Genomic DNA, 19,443 nt, shown 5'->3' with positions numbered 1-19,443 from the left:
GCATGGCGGTGCCACCGCAAGGCGAAGAGCCCGCCCCCCTTCCCGGGGGGCGGGCCCATCTTCTTTCGTACGTCGGCTTCGTACGTCGGCTTCGTACCGCCGACTGCGTACCGCCGGCGCTGCGCTAGGCGAACGCCAGCTGAATGATCCAGTACGACAGCGCGGCAACGCCCGCCGCCGCCGGCATGGTGATGAACCAGCCCATCACGATGTTCTTGGCCACGCCCCAGCGCACCGCGCGCGAGCCCTTGGTCGAGCCGACGCCCATGATCCCGGCCGTGATGACATGCGTCGTGGAGATCGGCGCGTGGAACATGAAGGACGCGGTGTACATGACCGAGGCGGCCGTGGTCTCCGCGGCGAAGCCCTGCGGCGGGTCCAGCTCGATGATCCGGCGGCCGAGGGTGCGCATGATCCGCCAGCCGCCCGCGTACGTACCGAGCGAGAGCGTGATCGCACAGGCCAGCTTGACCCAGATCGGAATGGCATCGTTGGCGTCCTCGACATCGGCGATGACCAGGGCCATCACCACGACACCCATGGTCTTCTGGGCGTCCTGCAGACCGTGGCCCAGCGCCATGCCCGCCGCCGAGACGGTCTGCGCTATGCGGAAGCCCCGCTTGGCCTTGTGCGGATTGGCCTTACGGAACATCCAGAGGATCAGGACCATCACCAGATAGCCGAGCACCAGGCCGACGACCGGCGAGATGAACATCGGCAGGACGACCTTCTCGACCACTCCGGTCCAGATCACCTCGGTGCCGCCGGCCAGCGCCGCGCCGACCATGCCGCCGAACAGTGCGTGCGAGGACGACGACGGCAGACCGAAGTACCAGGTGACGAGGTTCCAGACCACCGCGCCGAGCAGCGCGGCGAAGAGGATGCCCATCCCCTTGTTGCCCTGCGGCGTGGCGATCAGCCCCTCGCTGACCGTCTTGGCGACCCCGCTGCCCAGAAAGGCACCGGCGAGGTTCATCACGGCGGCCATCGCGAGCGCGGCCCGCGGGGTCAGCGCCCGCGTCGAGACCGAGGTCGCAATCGCGTTCGCCGAGTCATGGAAGCCGTTGGTGTACGTGAAACCGAGCGCGACCGCAATGGTCACGACAAGCGCGAAGGTATCCATGGCCGGGGCTCAGGATTCCTTTACCGCGATGGTCTCGACGGTGTTGGCGACGTGCTCGAAAGCGTCCGCCGCCTCCTCCAGGATGTCCACGATCTGCTTGAGCTTGAGCACCTCGATGGCGTCGTACTTGCCGTTGAAGAGGTGCGCGAGCAGCTTGCGGTGGATCTGGTCGGCCTGGTTCTCGAGGCGGTTGACCTCGATCCAGTACTCGGTGAGGTTCGACATCGTCCGCAGATTCGGCATCGCCTCGGCGGTCAGCTCCGCCGCCCGCGCCAGCACCTCGATCTGCTGGTCGACGCCCTTGGGCAGCTCCTCGACCTTGTACAGAACGACAAGATCGACGGCCTCCTCCATGAAGTCCATGATGTCGTCGAGCGACGAAGCGAGGTTGTAGATGTCCTCGCGGTCGAACGGCGTGATGAAGGACGAGTTGAGCTGGTGGAAGATCGCGTGTGTCGCGTCGTCCCCGGCGTGCTCCGCCGCCCGCATCCTCTCGGCGATCTCTGCCCGCGCGGAGGCGTCCGCCCCGAGCAGTTCCATCAGGAGCTTGGAGCCCGTGACGATGTTGTCCGCAGAGGCGGCGAACATGTCGTAGAAGCTCGTCTCCCTGGGGGTCAGACGAAAGCGCACGTGAAATCCTCGGGGTGCATCGGATTCGGTCGAGTTGATGCTAGGCGCATCATCCAGCCACAGCTAACCGGCATTCCTTCAGTGTCGCCCATCGGGCAGCATGCTCTGCACGGGGTACCGCCGATGCCCGGAACATTCGGTACAATATACCCACCAGGGGTATACGGATCGCCTGTAAAGCTCGCCTGTTGAGCTCACCTGTATACGGAACGCCCAAATACCACGGGAGACGGCCATGACGACCACGGACGCCGACACCAACGGCACCGCCGCAGCCGCCGCGGCCAGCCACACCCCGCAGCCGAAAACCGACCCCGACACAGTGACCGATCACACGGAAACCTCTCAGTCGGGCGGCACCCACGGTTACGCCAAGCAGAAGGACGCGCACCTCAAGCGCCTGCGCCGGATCGAGGGCCAGATCCGCGGCCTCCAGCGGATGCTCGAGGAAGACGTCTACTGCATCGACATACTCACCCAGGTCTCCGCGAGTACCAAGGGCCTGCAGTCCTTCGGCCTCCAGCTTCTCGAGGAACACCTGCGGCACTGCGTCGCCGACGCCGCCACCAAGGGCCCCGAGGCGATCGAGGCCAAGGTCCAGGAAGCGACCAAGGCCATCGAGCGGATGCTGCGCACCTGACCGGTCGCCCGCGGGAGTCGGCCGGCCTGCCCGGGCGGCCTCCTAGGGTCTGGCCGACCCGGCACACCGGGGCACCGGCCCCGCCCCACCGCCCTCGCCGTCCTCCCCGTCCACGTCCAGCACCTCGTCGATACGGTCCGGGCTGAGCCGGTCCTCCGTGGCGGCCGCGGCCGCGATCATCAACTCACCAGTCAGGTCGATCTCGACGAGGGCCACGTGGTCCTGAACCTTCGGATGACGGTGCGCGGCCACGGACAACACCTCCTCCTTCGAGCGCCTTACCACGCCTGTGATGGTCACCGCCCAGCGTAGGGACGGGCGCACGCTGCGCGCATGGCACGGAAGGACCATTTCCGCCATCCGGCAAACGCCCCCCGCAGATGTCCCAGCAGATGCCCCGCCGGCTGCCCCGACAGATGCCCCCGCAGCCGTCGCCCCGCCTTCGCCTTACGGCGCCGCGGAGGCGATCTTCCCGGCGTAGATGTCCCGCCCCTGCGGCAGACTCACCACAGCCTTCGCCCCAAAGCCGTCCAGCTCCGTGGTGGAGGTCACCGACGCCCCCTTGGGCGCCCCGTTGGCGAACTGGAACCGCTGCCGCACCTTGCGCAGCCGCCCCGCATCATCCAGATACGCATCGAACGGCACCGCATCGGTGGTGAACCCTTTCTCCGCCGCAACCAGCGCCGGCCTGCTGCGCGGCGACGCCTTCCGCGCCGCCACCCCGATGTCCGTAATGCCGCGATAGTGCCGCACCGTGACCCCGGGCAGCCGCTCCTCCCCGCGATACGTCACCCCCCGCGCGCCCCGCAGCAGTTCGGCGGCGGCCAGCGGATCGGTCACGCCGCCGGTGACCAGATTCCCGTCGACCAGCGAGGCGGTGGCCACCCGCACCCACTTGTCGGCCGGCACCCCCGCCCCCCGGTTCTTCATGAACAGCGCGCCGGGCGCGAGGATCTCGGTGACCGGCTGATGCCCCTCCTCGGGCCGGCCCGCCGGATCCGGCAGCAGGACCCGCAGCAGCCCGCTGCCCGTACGGAAGTCATAGGCCCCGGTGCCCCGGATCGCCACGCGGGTGCCGCCGCTCGCGGTCTCCATCGCCGTACGGACCCGGGCGGAGCCGGCCCGGACCAGCGCGTCGGCGCTGTGCCGGACCGCGGAGGGATCGGCGGCCCGGCCGGGCGACGCCTGGTCGTCGGCCGCGGCACCGTCGGAGGAGCAGCCCATCGCCAGCAGCCCCATGGCCAGACCCGTCCCGAACGCCACGGCCATGGTGACCGCGCCACCTCGCCTGTCCTGCACCACCATCGCGTACGAGCCCCCTCGGCCGCTGCGTTAGGGACGGCCTGTGCCGACCGCTCCGTTCAACGACCAAGACCGGGGGCCCGTCACGCAGACCCCCTCCGGGCGCGTAGCGTGGCCGGGTGCCCGACCCAGCCCGCCACGCGACCTCCACCACGGAACGCGGTTCCTTCTGCCACGCCCGCTGCGACTGCGGCTGGCGGGGTCCGGCCCGCCGCGCCCGCTCCCAGGCGCGTACGGACGCGGAGCGGCACCAGACCGTCCCCGAAGGTGACGCGAAACGCCCCCTGGAATGAGCCCGTCCGTCCCGGGAACCCCCAACGCCCGGACGGCATCTGGGTAATAGGGGAAGCAAGAGCAGCGAGCGGCATCGGACTTCACGGCCATAACGGGACGTCGTCGGACAACAGGCACCGGACGACAGCGACCCATTCCGGACACAGCGGTACGCACCGACCGTGCGCACGGACCCTGTGCACCGGCCATGCGCACCCACTGTGCACACCGGACGTCCCCCGCCACCCGATGCCCGCTTCCCCTCCGCGCGCGCCCCGCGACCGACCACCGGCCGGACAACCGGCGGGCGGGGCCGGACCGTACCAATCGAGGGGGACATCCCAGTGAAGCGGCGCACACTCCTGCAGGCGGGCAGCGGACTCGCGGCGACCTCGGTCGCCTGGGCCACCGGCTGCGACACCACGTCCGGCAAAGCGGGCGCGGCGTCCTCCGCCACAGCGGCCGCGAGCGGCGCCGGCGCGACGGGGACCAACGCGGCCTCCGCCCCTGCGGGCATCGCCAAGGGCCGGGCCACCCAGTCCTCCTGGACCGCGCTCGGCAAGAGCCTGGACGGCAAGCTCATACGCGCCTCCGACGCCGCGTACGCAACGGCCCGCCGTCTCTACAACACCCGCTACGACACCCTGAAGCCGTCGGCCGTCGCCTACGTCAAGCACCCGTCCGACATCGCCGAATGCCTCGCCTTCGCCCGCCGCTACGACACCCCGGTCGCCATCCGCAGCGGCGGCCACTCCTACGCGGGCTGGTCCAGCGGCAACGGCAAGCTCATCGTCGACGTCTCCGACCTGTCCAAGGTCGGCGCGCCCTCCGGCGGCATCACCCGCATCGGCGCCGGCGCCAAGCTCATCGACGTCTACGAGGGCCTGGCCCCGCACGGCGTGACCCTGCCCGGCGGCTCCTGCCCCACCGTCGGCATATCCGGCCTCACCCTCGGCGGCGGCCATGGCGTGGCCTCCCGCGCCTACGGCCTGACCTGCGACAGCCTCGTAGGCGCCACGATCGTCACGGCAGACGGCAAGACCCTCGACTGCGACAAGTCCCACCACTCCGACCTCTTCTGGGCGCTGCGCGGCGCAGGCAACGGCAACTTCGGCGTGGTCACCGAACTCCGCTTCCGCACCCATGCGGCGCCCCGCGCGGTGATGGCGTACATGACCTGGCCCTGGTCCAAGGCCGCGAAGGTGCTCGCCTCCTGGCAGAAGTGGGGCCCGGTGCAGGCCGACGAGATCTGGTCCGCCTGCCACCTGGACGCCCGTCCCGGCGGCACCCCCACCGTCTCCGTCGCCGCCTTCTCCCTCGGCTCGTACAACGACCTCAAGAACGCCATCGACAAACTCGCAGACCAGCCCGGCGGGCCCGGTGCCGCCACCAGCGTCCGCCTCACCCCCACCGCCTACCTGGACGCGATGGAGTCCTACGCCGGCTGCTCCTCCAAAACCACCACACAATGCCATATGCCGGGCACCCTCCCCGGCCACACCGGCGGCGGCCAACTGGGCCGCGAGACCTACGCCGCCCGCTCCCACTTCTTCGACCGTTCACTCTCCGCGGCCGGCATCCAGACCCTGATGGCCCAGATAGAGGCCGGCGGCCGCAAGGGCATAGCGGGCAATGTCGCCCTGACGGCACTGGGCGGCGCCATCAACCGCGTCGGCCGCACCGACACCGCCTTCGTCCACCGCGGATCCCGCTTCCTCGCCCAGTACTTGACCTCCTGGCCGGCCTCCGGCTCGCCGGGCTCCCGCACCGCATGGCTGAATTCGTTCCACTCCGCCATGCAGCGCCATTCCTCCGGCGCCGCCTACCAGAACTACACGGACCCGGCCCTCACCGACTGGAAGTCCGCCTACTACGGCCCGGCCGCCACCCGCCTCGCCAAGGTCAAGCAGAGCTACGACCCGCAGCGGCTGTTCAGCACGTTCCCGCAGGCGCTCTGAGGGCGTACGGCGACGGCCCGGCTCCCTGGTGAGAGCCGGGCCGTCTTATGTCTCTGGAAGGTTGGGGCCGGAACCCTGCGGCCGGCCGATACGGGACCGCTACCGGTCAGGCCGCCAGGTCCTTGTCACGGTCACGGCGCCGCGACGGCACCGCCGAGCCGCCGGCGACCACACGCTCACCCTCGGCATCGAGACCGCCGTGTCCGCCGTGACCGCCCCCACGCGCCTCACCGGCCACGCCGGATGCCGCCCCACCGCCCGGCGCCCGCACCAGCCACGCGATCCCGCCGACCCGCGACCGCCCGATCGCCGTCATCAGCGGTACGAGCAACGCCTGCGCCACCGGCGCGAGCAGCAGCGCCACGGCCGTACCCAGCGCGAACCCGCCCACCACATCGGTCGGGTAGTGCACGCCCATGTAGACCCGGCAGAACCCCTCCGCCAGCGCCAGCGCGATCCCGATCAGCCCGTACTTCCGGCTGGCCACGAAGAGACCGACCCCCACCGCCATCGTCAACGTCGCATGATCACTCACAAACGAGTAGTCACTCTTGCCCGGAATCAACACTTCCAGCCCGGCGTGGTCCTTGAACGGCCGCGGCCGCTCCACGAACGCCCGGATCGGAATATTGGCGAGCAGCGCGATCCCGGCCGCCAGCGGCGCCCACACCAGCCCGGCGACGGCGGCGGGCGCATCGGACTTCCGCCGAGCACCCCACCATGCGATCAGACACAACACCGCGAGCCCGGCGATGATGCCGTACTCGCCGATGTACTCCATCGCGCGGTTGACCCAGTGCGGCGCCTCCTTGGCAAGGCCGTTGATGCCGTCGAGCACGTCGACATCGGGGTTCGGCCCCTCCAGTGCGAGTCCAGCCATCTGCCGCGACCCCTTACCTTTCACGCGCGCGAGCGCCTGTGTGTGCTGCCGGCCCCCGTGATCGTCGAGCGTCTGCCGCGTCCAGTGCTTCCGGCTCGGATACGTCCACACGTCCCCACGCAAGGGGAACGCGCCGCCACCCTCCGGCGTTCCACTCTCTACCGGATGATCACCAGGACGTTATCGAAGCTTGACTCATCGCCGCAGTTCAGGGCCCGTTCCGGGCCCGCTCCGCATTCCATGGTCACGCAGCATCCGCCCGCGGCAACGCTTTCGCGCCATCCGACGTGACCCGGGTCGCCCCGATGTAATCCGGCGTATCGATCTTGTCGAACCGGATCACGGCCCCGGTGTACGGCGCATTGATCATGTAGCCGCCGCCCACATACATCCCCACGTGATGGATCGACCGAGGATCCTTCAAGTCGTAGGCGAAGAACACCAGATCCCCGGGCAGCAGCTCGTCCCGCCCCGGATGCGGCCCGGCGTTCCACTGATCGTTCGCGACCCGCGGCAGCTCGATCCCCACCGAGTGGTACGCGGCCTGGGTCAGCCCCGAACAGTCGAACCGCCCGCCCTGCGCCGCCGTCCCGGTCCCGCCCCACAGATACTTCTTCCCCAGCTTCTTCTGGGCGTAGTAGATGGCGGCCGCGGCCTGCCTCGACGACGCCACCGGCCCCGTCGGCGCCTCGAAGCTCTTCGCCAGCGTCGTAATCGTCTTCACATAGTTCTGCGTCTCGCGGTACGGCGGGACCCCGTCGTACTGAATCACCCGGTACGCCCCGGCGTTATAGGCGGCGAGCATGTTGCGCGTAGCGTCCCCGGAGGCCCCCCGCACATACTTCGCCAACTCACAGTCGTACGAGGCCGCTGACGGAATGGCATCCTCCGGATTCCACACATCCCGCTTGCCGTCCCCGTTCCCGTCCACCCCGTGCGTCTGCCAGGTCCCCGGAATGAACTGCGCCATCCCCTGCGCGGCAGCGGGACTCTGCGCCTTGGGGTTCCACCCGCTCTCCTGATAGAGCTGCGCCGCCAGCAATGCTGGACTGATCGCCGGGCAGAGCGTCCCCCACTTCTGCACCAACGGCTGATACGCGGCCGGCACGGCCCCCTTGGCCAGCCCGACCGCCCGCTCCCCGGCCCCCGCCAGCCCGGCCGCCGCCGAATACGTCCCCACCACCAACAGCCCCACCAGGCAGAGCACCAGCCCCACCCCAACCCCACCCGCAACCCAGAATTTCCGCACCCCACAACCCTCCCCCATCGGCGCCGGGTTCACCGCCGTTTCCCGTACCTATGCGCGATTTACGGCCGCACGGCGGGGCGCAGGGGCGGCACGCGGGGGCGCCCGGCCGGGCCAGGCGTCCGGGCCCGGCACGGTGCCCGAGAGGCCCCCCACAACACCCCGCCCGACGAAGCCACCGCGGCGGCTCCCCCGCCCGCACACCTGACCATCCCCGGATGCGCGACACTGCTCAGGACACCGAGGACAGGACGCGCCCCATGGACCAGAACAACCCGAAGCAGATGAGCCGCCACCTGTGGTGGCGCGTCGGCTATTTCCTGTTCGCCATCCACCTCGTGGCGCTCGTCATGATCTTCGCCATGTCCCACGCCCCGAAGTAGGCGAACGGCCGCCACCCCTACCCCCCAAGGACCCCCATGTCCCTCACCTGGCACAAGGCAACCGACGACCCGAACGCCCCGGAGTACATCGAGGTCGCCTTCGCGGACGACGGCGCCGTACACCTGCGGACCAACACCGACCCCGAGAACATCGTCACCACCACCCGCACGAAATGGGACGCCTTCGTCCTCGGCGTGAAAGCAGGGGAGTTCGACCACTTCGCCGGACTCTGAGACCGACCGGGCTTCGAGGCCGAGCCGCCCCCGTTGATCATTGCTCAGGGTTATTGGCCGTGATACACACAGTGAGACATTGGGCTCAGCGGACGGTGCGAGCGCCACGCACACACCACTCCTACGGGATCCATCAAAGAAAGCCGCCGAGTCGACTTCTGATGGCGCCTTCGTCGGCGAAGATAGAGACAGACTGCGCCATCCGCGCAGCCACACAACTACCCACAAAGGGCGGTGAGTTCACACATGGCACACATGTCACACATGTTCCTTGCGGCCGAAAAGGGCGACATCACCACCATCATCGGCGGAATCGCCCCGGACTGGGGGCCGTTCGGGAGCCTGGGCAACGAAGCCCGAGTGATGGTCGAAGTGGTCATGGCGATCGCAATCCTGCTGTGCCTCGGCATCGCGATCTGGGGCGCGGCCAAGCAGCGCATCGGCGCCACCGCGCTGCGCGACACCTTCAGCGCCGAACAGGGCAAGGGCCTGATCGTGGCCGGCCTCGCCGGCGTCTTCATCATCGGCTCACTGGGGACGGTCTTCACCATCGTCTACGGCATGGCGGTCTAGGGCCACCATCCCGGCCCGTAGCCACCACCGCGCGCCACCCCCATCACCCCATCTCCCCTACCCCCACCGCACACCCCGGCACGCGCCTGTCCCGGCGCCGCCCCCGTGCGCCCCCACCCGCCATCCCTCCGCCGTCCCGTGCCCCCACTCGCCTCCACTGGCCCCACCTCCTCCGCCGAGGCCACATGCTGACGCCCACTCACCCCGGCACTGCACCCTCCCCGTCACATCTGCGCCACCCCTGCCACCAGCGGGCCGATTGGGCGGGCCGCTGCGCGGGGACAGGTGCTTCCGGAGGGAAGAAGGCCACGGCAGGCGCGGAACGGACGAGGGGCGCAAATACCCCAGAGTCCCCCATTCGCCTCTGCCGCCCAGCATCTGAGGAACCGTCACCGTGAGATCTACTCGTACCACTTCGCCCGAGCCGTCACCCACGCGGCTACGGTCATATGAGGGCGGCACAGCGACGGCGAAGGCGGCAGAGGGGGCACAGGCGCGATGAGTCTCAGCGACGACGGCGACTACGGCGGCGACCGCGGTCCGGAGACGGGCCAGACCCGTACGAGACTTCCCGACAGCGGAGGCGACGGCTACGGCTCGACACGACGCCCCCGATCCGGCCTCTCCAGCCGCAACCTCGTCACGGCCGTCGGCGTGGTCGTCCTACTGATCGCCGCCATCGCCTTCGCCAACCGAAGCGGCGGCGGCACCAACGACTCCCCCTCGGGCAACTCCCCCAAGCACACCGACACCCAGCCCACGGCCCCCACCGGCACCAAGCCCGTCACCGGCAAGAACGGCGACATCGCCGCCGGTTTCGCCAAGACCGAGCAGGGGGCGCAGTCGGCGGCGGCTAATTACGCGGTGGCGTTGGGCTCCGCGAGGATGTTCAACCGGGACCAGCGGCACAAGATAATCACCACTGTGATGGCGCCGTCGGCCGTCGACACGTTCCAGAAGACCCTGGACAAGGCCTATTCAGCCGACTTCAACAAGAACGTCGGGCTTAACGCTGACGGCAACACCCCCGCCGACTTGACCTTCGTCTCGCGCACGATCCCGATCGGCACAAAGGCCAAGACCTACTCGAACGGCCAGGCAACCGTCGAGGTGTGGTGCACCGGCCTTCTTGGCATGGCCGGTAGTGGCTCCACGAAGCCTGTCACGACAAGCTGGTTCACCATCACGATGAAGCTCGCTTGGACCAACAACGACTGGAAGGCGCTGACCCACTCCCAGAAGTCCGGCCCGGCACCGGTCAGTGGGGACGTACCAGCGTCAGGCGCAAAGGAGATCGCAGGAGCCGTCGAGGGGTATGGAGGATTTACCTATGCCCGCTAGCCAGCGCCGCCGCGCCCTCTCTCTCGCCTCCGCGGTAACTGCCATTCAGGTCACGGCAATCCTCTTCGCCACACGAGCCTTCGCTGCCCCCAGCCCAAAGCCCAGCAACGACCCCTGCGACCTGATCCACGGCCCCGCAAGGGACTACTGCCAATCCGGCGACAAATCCCCCTCCGGCACCCCCAAACCCCCCTCCACCAACCCCCTCGACAACAACCCCCTGGACCCCCTCACCTCCCTCGCCAAGGGCTGCGCCAAAGCCGCCGCCTGGATCGTCACCAAACTCTCCGAGGCCGTAAAAGCCACCTCCCAGGTCGACTTCACCAACCCCACGTTCCTGCGCCAGTACGCCGTCGTCTTCGCCGCCTCCACCGTCCTCACCCTCGTCCTGTGGCTACTGGCCGTCGCCAAGCGCGCCGTGCGCGGCGTACGGCTCACCGAGGCGATCAGCGAAGCGGTCGGCTTCCTCTGGCTGACCGTCCTGGCCTCCGCCTTCACCCCGCTCATCCTCTACACGGTCGTCTCGGCAACCGACGGCGTCACCGAGGTCATCGCCAAGGGCACCGGGGCCCAGACCGACACCTTCTTCGGCGCGTTCTCCGAAGCGCTCACCAAGGGAACGGACATCGGCGGCGGCCCGATCATGCTGATCGTGGTGTCGCTGGTCTCCGTCCTCGCCGCCGGCGTGCTCTGGCTGGAGCTGGTGATCCGCGCCGCGCTGCTGTACGTGGGCGCACTGCTCGGCACCGTCGTCTACGCCGGGCTGGTCGACAAGAACATGTGGGCGCACGTACGCCGCTGGGCCGGCATCATGATCGCGGTGATCATGGTGAAACCGGTCATCGTGATAGTGCTCGGCATCGCCGGCGCCCTCTCCTCCGACAAGGGCCCCAACGCCTTCTCCGCCGTCGTCTCCGGCCTCGCGATCATCCTGCTCGCCATCTTCGCCAGCGCCATGATCTACCGCTTCGTCCCGGGCTTCGGGGACGAGATCGCCAATTCCCGCAACAACCGGATCATGCAGGGTGCCGAGAACAAGGCGGCCGCCGTCATCAGCTCCCCCGCCGCCCTCGTCTCCCAGGGCATCAAGACGCACAGCTCCCGCCAGTCCGGCGACGGCGGCAACCAGGGCGGACAGGGCAACCAGGGCGGCCAGTCCCGGCCGGCCGACGCGGTGGCCGGCGGCGTCGCCGCGCACAGTTCCCGTACCGGCGGCGGCCGGGCCGCGGCCCCCGCTCCCCGTACGAACCCCAACCCCGGTCCGAGCACCAGCGCCCGCACTGGCAAGACAGCAGGAGGTGATGGGCGTTGAGCACGCAGTCCCACCCGATCGCGCCCCGGCGCACATATCTGATCGGCCGCGCCCGGCCCAACGCGATCGTCGGCAAGAACCGCGAGACCGGCGAGATCGCGCTGATCATCGCGGGCGCGTTCATCGGCATGATGTGCGGCCTCCTGGTGCCCGTGCTCCCCCTCCGCATCGTCACCCTCACCGGCTTCCCGATGCTCGGCCTCGCCGCCGTCTACGTGCCGTACAAGGGCCGTACGTTCTACAGGTGGTTCGAGATCAACCGCAGCTACCGCCGTACGGTCCGCAGCGGCGCCGTCTACCGCTCCGCCGCTGCCGAGGCGGGCACCCGGTTCGACGGACGGGAGATCGAGATCGGCCCGCCGCCCGGCATCGGCCGGATCAACTGGCTGGCCGCCCCGTTCGGCCCGGACGAGATCGCCGTACTGCTGCACGCCGACCGCAAGACCGTCACGGCAGCCATCGAGATCGAGGGGCCGGGCGTCGGCCTGCGCGACAGCGAGGACCAGGAGGCGCTGGTCGACCGCTTCGGGACGCTCCTCAAGCACGTCGCCAACGGGGACGGCTTCGTCACCCGGCTGCAGATACTGGCCCGTACGCTCCCGGCCGACCCCGACGCGCACGCCAAGGACGTCACCCAGCGCGGCGACAGGAACTCCCCCCGCTGGCTGCAGGAGTCCTACGACCAGCTCCAGTCGATGGTCTCCACCTCCTCCGAGCAGCACCGCGCCTATCTCGTCGCCTGCATGCACTACACCCGCGAACTGGCCGCCGAGGCACACACCATGGCGCGCGCCGCCCGCACCACGCGCGGCGGCCTGCTCGGCAAGAAGCTGGACCGCGACGCCGGGCTCGCCGTCGTCATGGCCCGCGAACTCACCGACATCTGCGCCCGCCTGGCCGAGGCGGACATCCGCGTACGCCAGCCCCTCGGCCAGGGCCGCCTCGCCTCCCTCGTGCACTCCATGTACGACCCCGACCACCCCATCGACCACATCCAGTCGATGAGCAAGCGCAACGCCTGGCCGGCCGAACTGGACGCCACCGAGCCGACCTACCTCCAGGCCAAGACCCGCGAGTCGACGACCCGCGCCCCCTGGTGCCACTCCACCGCCTGGGTCAAGGAATGGCCGCTGACCCCGGTGGGCGTCAACTTCCTCGCCCCCCTCCTGGTGCACACCCCGGACGTGATCCGTACGGTCGCCGTCTGCATGGACCTCGAGCCCACCGAGATCGCCATCGAGCGGATGCTGACGGAGAAGACGAACGACGATGCCGAGGCCAGCCGCGCCGCCAAGATGAACCGGGTCGTGGACCCCCGCGATGTGGCGCATCACGGCCGCGTGGACCAGCGCGGCGAGGACCTGGCATCTGGCGCCGCCGGCGTCAACCTCGTCGGCTACATCACCGTCTCCTCCCGCTCCCCCGAAGCCCTCGCCCGCGACAAGCGCACCATCCGCGCCTCCGCCGGCAAGTCGTATCTCAAGCTGGAGTGGTGCGACCGCGAGCACCACCGGGCGTTCGTCAACACCCTGCCGTTCGCGACCGGGATCCGCCGCTAACGCCGCTAAGCCGCTGGGAGGCGCGTACGTCATGGCCATGTTCGACCCGCTCGGTGCCCTCACCGACGCATTCACCAGCTTCCTGTTCGGGAAGGTGGAGACGACACGGCTGCCCGTACGCACCTCCACCGGCCAGGCCCAGGCCGTCTATCTGCCCACCGCGGCCCCCGGCCTCGGCGACTCCGGCGTGATCATCGGCCGCGAGGTCTACAGCGGCAAGGGCTATATCTACGACCCCTTCCAGCTGTACGGACAGCAACTCCCGGCACCCCACTGGCTGGTCCTCGGCGAATCCGGCAACGGAAAGTCCGCGCTGGAGAAGACGTATGTGCTGCGCCAGCTGCGCTTCCGCGACCGGCAGGTCGTCGTCCTGGACGCCCAGGGCGAGGACGGCGTCGGCGAATGGAACCTCATCGCCCAGGAGCTGGGCATAACCCCCATCCGCCTGGACCCCACCGCCGCCCTCAACGGCGGCATCCGCCTCAACCCCCTCGACCCCTCCATCACCACCACCGGCCAACTGGCCCTGCTCCGTACGATCATCGAGGTCGCCATGGGGCACGGCCTGGACGAACGCTCCGGCTTCGCCCTCAAGGTGGCGCACGCGGCGGTGCTCCATGACTTCGGCTCCCCGGCCGGCACCGAGGGCGGCAAACAGGGCAACAAGACCCCCACCAACCGCCAGCCCGTCCTGACCGACATCGTCGAGCAACTGCGCCACCCCCAGCCGGAATCCGCCGAGGCCATGAACGTCGATCTGGACGACGTACGGGCCTGGGGCCTGGACGTGGCACTGGTCCTGGACCGCCTCGTCGACGGCGACCTGCGCGGCATGTTCGACGGCCCGACGACGGTGGGCATCGACCTCGACGCACCCCTGATCGTCTTCGACCTCTCCCATATCGACCGCAACTCCATCGCCATGCCGATCCTGATGGCGATCGTGGGCGTATGGCTGGAACACACCTGGATCCGTCCCGACCGGAAGAAACGCATCTTCCTGGTCGAGGAGGCCTGGCACATCATCAACTCCCCCTTTGTTGCCCAGCTCTTCCAACGCTTGCTGAAGTTCGGCCGGCGGCTCGGCCTGTCCTTCGTGGCCGTCGTCCACCACCTCAGCGATGTGGTCGACGGCGCGGCCGCGAAGGAGGCCGCCGCGATCCTCAAGATGGCCTCGACCCGCACCATCTACGCCCAGAAGGCCGACGAGGCACGGGCCACCGGCCAGGTCCTCGGCCTGCCACGCTGGGCCGTCGAGATCATCCCGACCCTCACCCCCGGCATCGCGGTCTGGGACGTCAACGGCAACGTCCAGGTCGTCAAACACCTCATCACCGAGGCCGAGCGTCCGCTGGTCTACACCGACCGGGCGATGACCGAGGCCTCCGTGATGCCGACGGACGAGGCGCGCGCCCTCGAAGCGGCGGCGGACGCCGAGGCCGAGGCCCGCGCCGAAGCCATGGCGCTGCAACGCCAGTGGAGAGACGAGTCGAGCGAGACGGTGGCGTGACACGCGGATACGAGCCGGAGCGAGGCCACGGCAGATACGGCAGCCGGTACGACCATGACAGCAGGGGCGCTCGCGGCCGCGAGCGCGGCATCCCCGACGCCCTGCTCATAGGGCTGCTGGGCTTCCTCCTCGGCCTGACGCTGCTGGTCTGGACGGCAACCGGCCTGTCCGGCCTGCTGGCCCACGGCTCCTGGCCGCACGGCGTCACCTACCCCGGCACTCCCATCGCGCTGCGCCACCTCGTCTCGGCCCCGCACGACCTGGCCGCCGCCTGGCCCCACACCCCCAAGGACCAGCTCTCCGGATACGGCCTGTTCTGGGGCATCCTCATCGGCGAGCTGATGGTGCTGCTGGTCCTGACGATCTTCACGCTCGGGACGGTCACCCGCTATCGGGCCGTACGCGCCGCACGCCGCCAAGCCGCCCGCGCAGTGGCCCGCGACACGGCGGTGGCCGAGGCCCACCCCCAGCCCTCGACGACAACCCCCCACACCAGCACCCCAGCGCCTGCCCCCGCACCCGCGCCACCCCCCGCTTCCCTCCACAAGCCCCCTGCCGCGGCCGGCGCTCCCACGCCCACCACCGACCTTCTCCCCGACCAACGACCCACACCCCCACCCAATTCCCCCACGACCAGCAAAACGGCCGAACCACTCGAACAGGTGAATTTCACCGAGCGGGTCGAAGCGGCTTACGCAGCCGAGCCGACAGGCCTCTCACAGCCCCCCGAAGCCACAGCACCGGCAGCACCGGCAGCGGCAACAACTCCACCCCACCCCCCGCTCCCCCACCTCCACTTCAGCCCCGACCGCAGCACAACCCGCGCCATCGCAGCCGCCGCGGCAGCCGCCGCCGAGGGCCCGCTGATCGTCGCCACCACCGACCCCGCCCTCTGGGCCGACACCAAGGACGCCCGCGCCAAGCTCGGCCCCCTGCTGACCTACGACCCCACCCACCGCCTCGACACCCCGGCCCGGCTGCGCTGGTCGCCCACCTCCGGCTGCGAGGACATCGCCACCGCCACCACCCGCGCCGCCGCCCTCCTGGCCCCCGTACGCCCCACAAGCACCCTGGACTCGGCCGTCGCGGGCGCCGCCCAGACCCTGCTGCGCTGCTGGCTCCACGCCGCTGCCGTGGACGGCCGCCCCTTCCGCCAACTGCACCGCTGGGCCCACGCCACGGGCGCCGCACAGGAACCCGTACGCATCCTGCGCACCAGCCCCAAGGCCTCCGGCGGCCAGGCCGGCGAGCTGGAATCCGTCCTCACCGCACACGCCGAACGCCGCGAGATGGCCAAGGAGTTGATCGGCCGCGCACTGGCCGCCCTCTCCTCGATCCATATCCGCGACGCCTGCAATCCTCCCCGAGCGGATTCCCTCATTCTCGAATCATTCATCGAGGAGGGGGGAACGCTCTACGTGGTAGGCGAACCCATCGAGGATCCGCGTACCGATCCGGGTGCGATGCCCCTGCTCACCGCACTCCTCTCACACGTGGTCGAGCACGGCCGCCGCATGGCCGAACGGTCATCTGACGGTCGGCTCGACCCACCACTCACCCTGGTGTTGGACGACATCGCCGCGCTCGCCCCGCTGCCGGCCCTCCCCGGCCTCCTCGACACCAGCCCTACGCGCGGCCTGCTGACTCTGGCCACCATGCGCTCCCAGGAACAGGCCCGCGCCCGCTGGCCCCACCAGCCGCTGCCGGTCTGACACAAGCAGCTCGGCGGCGCCGCGGCCGAGGCGTTTCATCTTGTGCACGGTGAAGATCACCCGCTGGTGGAGACGGCCTTCTTGATGGTGCGGGCGAAGTCCATCGCCTTGGCGAACTCGGGCCGCACCGTGACCCGGGTGCTGATCTTCTCGGAGAAGACCGGGTCGCAGCCCGCCTCTTGCAGGGCGTCAAGCTGGCTCTGGAGCTCTTGCTGCGCGGTGCTGCGCCGGGCGTACCGGCTTCGTCGCGGCCTCGGGGACCGCGGCGTCGACGGCGGGACCCCTCTCCCCTGCGCGGCCGGGGCCGCGGCCGGCAGGGGTCTTCACCCCCAGCTCGGCGCGCAGTTGGGGGACGAGCATGAAGCGCGGGGTGTGGTACTTCGGGGCGACTTTGCCGCCGCGGATACGGCAGGTGCTTCCGGCGGGCACTTCACAGGTGGGGCAGCTACATCCGGGTCCGCGCGAACGCTTGCAGTGCGTCGCGGACGAACGTCGCCCCCGCGGCGTCGTCGTACATGCCGACGAAGCGGGGGTCGTCGACGTACATGTCCCCCAGGCCCTTCACCATCTCGATCGAGCACTCCCGGTCGCCTTCGGCCGTGGGAGTACCCGGGATCTGGCTCAGCCACTGGACGTGCCGGGCAGCAAGTGACTGAGCGTGTTCCGACGTCGGGGAGTCTCTGGCCTTCGCTGCGGCGACCCACGCGGCGACGAGGTCCTCGGTGTCCTGCTTCCAGGCCCGCTGCTGGGCGAGGGACTTGCCGTGCCACCAGTCGTTGCTCTCCTGGAACGCGCGCTCGCCCCAGCGTGAGATCACCTCGTCCTTGTAGTGGTCGTTGAACCCCGCCAACATGACGTCCATCCGGGGTTCCGCCCCCGCCTCCAGGGCTTCGAGCGTGTGACGCACGGACCGGATCTGCCGTTCGATGCGGTCCCGTTCCTCTTCCAGTGCGGCGATGTGGGTGCGGAGCCCGTCGCACGTGTCCACCTCGTCGGCCAGGACCTCGGCGATGGCCGGCAAGCCCATGCCGAGCTGGCGCATGAGCAGGATCCGCTGGAGCCGGGCGACCGCGCCCGGGTCGTAGTAGCGGTACCCGTTCGCGCCGACCCGGGACGGGGCCAAGAGCCCGACGCGGTCGTAGTGACGCAGGGTGCGGCTGGTGATGCCGGCCCTCGTCGCGAGTTCCTGGATCGTCCACTCCATCGTTCCAGTGTTACTCGCGGCGGAGCGTGGCGGCGATGATCTTCGAACTATCGGCGTGCAGGGCCTGCGCCGCCGTCTGCCCGGTCGCCGCCAGGTAGGTGTCGACCAGCCGGTTGCCCGCGGCGTACCCGGCGCCCATCGGCAGTCCCACCGGGGTGAGGCCGAAACGCTCGGCACTGGGGTCACCGTGCACCCAGGCAGTGAAGTTCTGCATGCCTGTCACGTCGAGCCCGGTGAGTACCTTGCTGAAAACCTCGTCGTCGTGCAGGTGCGGCACGCCGATGCGGGCGGGGCCGAGCTCGTCGCCGTAGAGCTGGCGGGCGAAGGCATCGGCCAGGCCCTCGCCGACGATGTGATCGCCGACCGTGACGGTCATCGGATCCCACACGACCCCGCCCGGGGCCCATCGCAGGTTGTGGTGGAGTTCGTGCACGGCGGTGGCCTCCAGCCGCTCCACGTTCTCGGGGAAGGGCCAGAGCGTGATCACTATGTGGCCCGAGATGCCGCCGAACCCGGTCAATCCTTTGCAGGGACCCATGAAGTGGGCGTCACCTGGATCGCCGAGCACGAACTGCACGGTGATGTCCGGGGCCTCCAGCCCCGGCGTCGCCTCCAGCAGTACGGTGAGAGCGTCGTCGAGCGCGCGTTGCATCCGCTCCCAGGCTCCGGCCGCCGCCAGGGTTTCGAGCGCGTCGAGGCAACGCTCCTCGTCGCGGTCGACGGGGAACCCGGACGTTTCGAGGTGCAAGGCCACCAGGTCGACCTCGCCGGGGTGGTAGCGGTACATGCCCCTGGTGGGCTCCAGCATCGAACGCAGCAGGTCAACGCGGTCCGCGACCGGGGCCAGCAGGATCCGCTTCATGGCGGAGTAGGTGTCAAGAACAGTGATCGACATGGCCCCGATGCTAGAAGTTGACGCAGCGTCAAGGTCAAACCACCGGCGCTCTTCGTCGCGGTACGGCCGGCATGCCGTCACCCAGTCCCGTCATGACCAGCGGTTCGCCGCTGCGATGGATCACGCAACTTGGTCAGCCGCTGTTCCGGTGTGCGCAGCGCTCCTCGGTCTTGCAGTCCGCGGTGAACCGCATCCACCACCGCACCCCCGCCGTCGCCAACTGCGCCAGAGAGCTTCCTCGGAGGCCTGTCGGCGCGACCCGACAGACACAGCACCGTGACCGCGATGACCAGCGATCGCCGACCTGACCCGTCGCACGGCGCTACTTTGCCCGTGGTGAGCCGACCGTGTGGGGGCCGTGAACGAGATCCCGCACGACGCCCCGCAAGTTATCGGCTGGTCACTCTGCCCCTGGTGACAGCTTCCTTTCCTCGCCTACCACGGGCTTTACTCGGACGGCCCAACGAGGCGCCCAAGAACGAGGGAACGGAGCATCTGACTACCTGATAGCTACCCGGCGGTTACTTTTCCCCTGGGGACAGAGCTGGGAGTCGAGGCCAACTCCCGCTGCATCGTTCTTCGGGCCGATGCCCCAACGCAAAAATGCCTCGTTCCCCGAGTCGAAACTCGGGGAACGAGGCATTTTCCAAAGATTGTTCGGCGGCGTC

The 19,443-nt window shown here is 69.5% G+C and carries 20 protein-coding genes; 11 read left to right on the top strand and 9 right to left on the bottom strand.

From position 1 onward, the window contains the following. Window positions 1-124: 124 nt before the first annotated feature. Together AB0D04_RS30075 and AB0D04_RS30070 are read right to left on the bottom strand one after the other, a co-directional pair. The gene (locus AB0D04_RS30075; protein WP_362709563.1) at window positions 125-1,123 is read right to left on the bottom strand and encodes an inorganic phosphate transporter; all 999 of its coding nucleotides are present in this window, start codon (window positions 1,121-1,123) and stop codon (window positions 125-127) included. A 9-nt stretch (window positions 1,124-1,132) separates the two neighbouring features. After that, complete coding sequence (locus AB0D04_RS30070; RefSeq protein WP_006603963.1) at window positions 1,133-1,753, bottom strand: DUF47 family protein; 621 nt, start codon at window positions 1,751-1,753, stop codon at window positions 1,133-1,135. A gap of 235 nt (window positions 1,754-1,988) precedes the next feature. Between AB0D04_RS30070 and AB0D04_RS30065 the strand changes: the two genes are divergently transcribed. Further along, window positions 1,989-2,393: a metal-sensitive transcriptional regulator gene (locus AB0D04_RS30065; protein ID WP_362709561.1), complete on the top strand. Its 405-nt coding sequence runs from the start codon at window positions 1,989-1,991 to the stop codon at window positions 2,391-2,393. Window positions 2,394-2,435: 42 nt separating this feature from the next. Here AB0D04_RS30065 and AB0D04_RS30060 read toward each other — a convergent pair whose 3' ends face one another. Further along, window positions 2,436-2,654 (bottom strand): hypothetical protein, encoded by a 219-nt coding sequence (locus AB0D04_RS30060; RefSeq protein ID WP_362709627.1) that lies wholly within the window; start codon window positions 2,652-2,654, stop codon window positions 2,436-2,438. Window positions 2,655-2,840: 186 nt separating this feature from the next. After that, entirely contained in the window at window positions 2,841-3,698 is an 858-nt protein-coding gene (locus AB0D04_RS30055) for a hypothetical protein (RefSeq protein WP_362709558.1), read from the bottom strand. 116 nt (window positions 3,699-3,814) lie between these two features. Here AB0D04_RS30055 and AB0D04_RS30050 point away from each other — a divergent pair, with 116 nt between their 5' ends. Both AB0D04_RS30050 and AB0D04_RS30045 read left to right on the top strand, forming a co-directional pair. Then, window positions 3,815-3,988, top strand: coding sequence for a hypothetical protein (locus AB0D04_RS30050; protein ID WP_362709555.1), 174 nt, complete (start codon window positions 3,815-3,817; stop codon window positions 3,986-3,988). Window positions 3,989-4,312: 324 nt separating this feature from the next. After that, the gene (locus tag AB0D04_RS30045) at window positions 4,313-5,926 is read left to right on the top strand and encodes an FAD-binding oxidoreductase (RefSeq protein ID WP_362709553.1); all 1,614 of its coding nucleotides are present in this window, start codon (window positions 4,313-4,315) and stop codon (window positions 5,924-5,926) included. Between the two features lie 106 nt (window positions 5,927-6,032). Here the strand turns inward: AB0D04_RS30045 and AB0D04_RS30040 are convergent, their stop codons facing one another. Both AB0D04_RS30040 and AB0D04_RS30035 read right to left on the bottom strand, forming a co-directional pair. Continuing rightward, window positions 6,033-6,806 carry a phosphatase PAP2 family protein gene (locus tag AB0D04_RS30040; RefSeq protein ID WP_362709551.1) on the bottom strand — a complete coding sequence of 258 codons (774 nt, stop codon included), beginning with the start codon at window positions 6,804-6,806 and terminating at the stop codon, window positions 6,033-6,035. Between the two features lie 244 nt (window positions 6,807-7,050). After that, a complete protein-coding gene (locus tag AB0D04_RS30035) occupies window positions 7,051-8,055 on the bottom strand; it encodes a bifunctional lytic transglycosylase/C40 family peptidase (RefSeq protein WP_362709624.1) in 1,005 nt (334 codons plus the stop codon). Between the two features lie 215 nt (window positions 8,056-8,270). On the opposite strand from AB0D04_RS30035, the gene AB0D04_RS30030 reads away from it, so the two are divergent. The 8 genes from AB0D04_RS30030 (at window position 8,271) to AB0D04_RS29995 (ending at window position 16,676) form a co-directional block, all read left to right on the top strand. Next, a complete protein-coding gene (locus AB0D04_RS30030; protein ID WP_362709548.1) occupies window positions 8,271-8,435 on the top strand; it encodes a hypothetical protein in 165 nt (54 codons plus the stop codon). 36 nt (window positions 8,436-8,471) lie between these two features. Continuing rightward, window positions 8,472-8,669: a DUF397 domain-containing protein gene (locus AB0D04_RS30025; RefSeq protein WP_362709545.1), complete on the top strand. Its 198-nt coding sequence runs from the start codon at window positions 8,472-8,474 to the stop codon at window positions 8,667-8,669. Window positions 8,670-8,933: 264 nt separating this feature from the next. Further along, entirely contained in the window at window positions 8,934-9,242 is a 309-nt protein-coding gene (locus AB0D04_RS30020; RefSeq protein ID WP_362709622.1) for a hypothetical protein, read from the top strand. 498 nt (window positions 9,243-9,740) lie between these two features. Next, entirely contained in the window at window positions 9,741-10,583 is an 843-nt protein-coding gene (locus AB0D04_RS30015; protein ID WP_362709543.1) for a hypothetical protein, read from the top strand. Beyond that, the gene (locus AB0D04_RS30010; protein ID WP_362709540.1) at window positions 10,573-11,895 is read left to right on the top strand and encodes a hypothetical protein; all 1,323 of its coding nucleotides are present in this window, start codon (window positions 10,573-10,575) and stop codon (window positions 11,893-11,895) included. The genes AB0D04_RS30015 and AB0D04_RS30010 overlap by 11 nt, the downstream gene beginning before the upstream one ends. Continuing rightward, entirely contained in the window at window positions 11,892-13,454 is a 1,563-nt protein-coding gene (locus tag AB0D04_RS30005) for an SCO6880 family protein (protein ID WP_362709538.1), read from the top strand. Before AB0D04_RS30010 ends, AB0D04_RS30005 begins: the two co-directional genes overlap by 4 nt. A 37-nt stretch (window positions 13,455-13,491) precedes the next feature. Next, a complete protein-coding gene (locus AB0D04_RS30000) occupies window positions 13,492-14,964 on the top strand; it encodes an ATP/GTP-binding protein (RefSeq protein WP_362709620.1) in 1,473 nt (490 codons plus the stop codon). Between the two features lie 107 nt (window positions 14,965-15,071). Continuing rightward, window positions 15,072-16,676, top strand: coding sequence for a type VI secretion protein (locus AB0D04_RS29995; protein ID WP_362709617.1), 1,605 nt, complete (start codon window positions 15,072-15,074; stop codon window positions 16,674-16,676). Between the two features lie 56 nt (window positions 16,677-16,732). On the opposite strand, the gene AB0D04_RS29990 is transcribed toward AB0D04_RS29995, so the two are convergent. From AB0D04_RS29990 to AB0D04_RS29980, 3 genes are all read right to left on the bottom strand, one after another. Continuing rightward, window positions 16,733-16,861 (bottom strand): hypothetical protein, encoded by a 129-nt coding sequence (locus AB0D04_RS29990; protein WP_362709615.1) that lies wholly within the window; start codon window positions 16,859-16,861, stop codon window positions 16,733-16,735. Window positions 16,862-17,121: 260 nt separating this feature from the next. Further along, the gene (locus tag AB0D04_RS29985) at window positions 17,122-17,880 is read right to left on the bottom strand and encodes a MerR family transcriptional regulator (protein WP_362709537.1); all 759 of its coding nucleotides are present in this window, start codon (window positions 17,878-17,880) and stop codon (window positions 17,122-17,124) included. A 10-nt stretch (window positions 17,881-17,890) separates the two neighbouring features. After that, window positions 17,891-18,775: a DUF2268 domain-containing putative Zn-dependent protease gene (locus AB0D04_RS29980; protein WP_362709534.1), complete on the bottom strand. Its 885-nt coding sequence runs from the start codon at window positions 18,773-18,775 to the stop codon at window positions 17,891-17,893. Window positions 18,776-19,443 lie beyond the last annotated feature (668 nt).

It is taken from the genome of Streptomyces sp. NPDC048483, assembly GCF_040651455.1.
Classification (GTDB): Bacteria; Actinomycetota; Actinomycetes; order Streptomycetales; family Streptomycetaceae; genus Streptomyces.
Note: the sequence above shows the minus strand (reverse complement) of the source record. Positions and strands in the feature narration are given on the sequence as shown.

Bases quoted from the DNA above. Each gene is read 5' to 3' on its own strand.
- AB0D04_RS30075 (WP_362709563.1), bottom strand. From the start codon at position 1,123: ATGGATACCTTCGCGCTTGTCGTGACCATTGCGGTCGCGCTCGGTTTC.
- AB0D04_RS30065 (WP_362709561.1), top strand. From the start codon at position 1,989: ATGACGACCACGGACGCCGACACCAACGGCACCGCCGCAGCCGCCGCG.
- AB0D04_RS30055 (WP_362709558.1), bottom strand. From the start codon at position 3,698: ATGGTGGTGCAGGACAGGCGAGGTGGCGCGGTCACCATGGCCGTGGCG.
- AB0D04_RS30040 (WP_362709551.1), bottom strand. From the start codon at position 6,806: ATGGCTGGACTCGCACTGGAGGGGCCGAACCCCGATGTCGACGTGCTC.
- AB0D04_RS30030 (WP_362709548.1), top strand. From the start codon at position 8,271: ATGCGCGACACTGCTCAGGACACCGAGGACAGGACGCGCCCCATGGAC.
- AB0D04_RS30025 (WP_362709545.1), top strand. From the start codon at position 8,472: ATGTCCCTCACCTGGCACAAGGCAACCGACGACCCGAACGCCCCGGAG.
- AB0D04_RS30020 (WP_362709622.1), top strand. From the start codon at position 8,934: ATGTTCCTTGCGGCCGAAAAGGGCGACATCACCACCATCATCGGCGGA.
- AB0D04_RS30015 (WP_362709543.1), top strand. From the start codon at position 9,741: ATGAGTCTCAGCGACGACGGCGACTACGGCGGCGACCGCGGTCCGGAG.
- AB0D04_RS30010 (WP_362709540.1), top strand. From the start codon at position 10,573: ATGCCCGCTAGCCAGCGCCGCCGCGCCCTCTCTCTCGCCTCCGCGGTA.
- AB0D04_RS30000 (WP_362709620.1), top strand. From the start codon at position 13,492: ATGTTCGACCCGCTCGGTGCCCTCACCGACGCATTCACCAGCTTCCTG.
- AB0D04_RS29985 (WP_362709537.1), bottom strand. From the start codon at position 17,880: ATGGAGTGGACGATCCAGGAACTCGCGACGAGGGCCGGCATCACCAGC.
- AB0D04_RS29980 (WP_362709534.1), bottom strand. From the start codon at position 18,775: ATGTCGATCACTGTTCTTGACACCTACTCCGCCATGAAGCGGATCCTG.